Consider the following 825-nt stretch of genomic DNA (forward strand, 5'->3'; position numbering starts at 1 on the left):
GACCCCGCCCAGGGCATCCGCCGCGTCGCCGTGTGCGGCGGCGCCGGAGACAGCCTCTTCGACGCGGTCCGCGCGTCCGGCGCGGACGTCTACGTGACCGCCGATCTGCGCCACCACCCGGCCTCGGAGGCCCGGGAGACGGCCGCGCCGGGGGAGGGACGTCCCGCGCTCGTGGACGTCTCGCACTGGGCGAGCGAGTCCCTATGGCTCGAGCACGGCGCCCGCGCCCTGGAGGCCGCCCTGGCGGAGCGGGGACTGGGCGTCACCACCCTGTTCTCAGATCACCGCAGCGACCCCTGGGACTTCCTGGTCGGGGGAGAGCGGGCCGACGAGGGGAGTCACGCATGAGTGAGGTCACCGCACCGCCGGCCGTCCAGGCCCGGCTGCTGGAGCTGCAGGAGCTCGACACGGCCCTGGACCAGGCCCGCGCCGCCGTCCGTCGGCTCAAGGCGGACCCGGAGCACGCCCGGCTGCGCGCCCGCGCGCTGGAACTCGAGGAGGCGTTGCCCGGCCTCGAGGATGCCGCCCGCACCGCCGACCGGGCGGGAGCCGAGGCCACCGAGAAGGCCGCCGCCACCCGCGCCCGTCGGGACCGGACCCGGGAGCGGCTCGAAGCGGGCCAGGGCGGGTCCAAGGAGCTGCAGGCCATGCAGCACGAGGACGACACGCTCACCGCACTGCTCGATGACCACGAGGCCGCGGCGCTCGAGGCCATGGAGGCCGCCGACGCCGCCGAGTCCCGGCTCGCGAAGGGCCACGCCGCTCTGGAGCAGGCACGGGCCGAGGTCGAGGCCCGCGCGGCGGAGGTGCGCCGCGAGGGGCAGG

2 protein-coding genes are annotated in these 825 nt (G+C 77.0%); both read left to right on the forward strand.

What is annotated here, in order from left to right; translation table 11 throughout:
* Nucleotides 1-348: Nif3-like dinuclear metal center hexameric protein (locus tag HMPREF3105_RS00395; RefSeq protein ID WP_210401405.1), on the forward strand; the 348-nt coding region annotated here is incomplete at its 5' end.
* Nucleotides 345-825, forward strand: a 481-nt coding sequence (locus HMPREF3105_RS00400; RefSeq protein WP_070708505.1) for a CT398-like coiled coil hairpin domain-containing protein, incomplete at its 3' end; no start/stop codon positions are given. The genes HMPREF3105_RS00395 and HMPREF3105_RS00400, both read left to right, overlap by 4 nt.

Source organism: Micrococcus sp. HMSC31B01, assembly GCF_001816085.1.
GTDB classification, from domain to species: domain Bacteria; phylum Actinomycetota; class Actinomycetes; order Actinomycetales; family Micrococcaceae; genus Micrococcus; species Micrococcus luteus.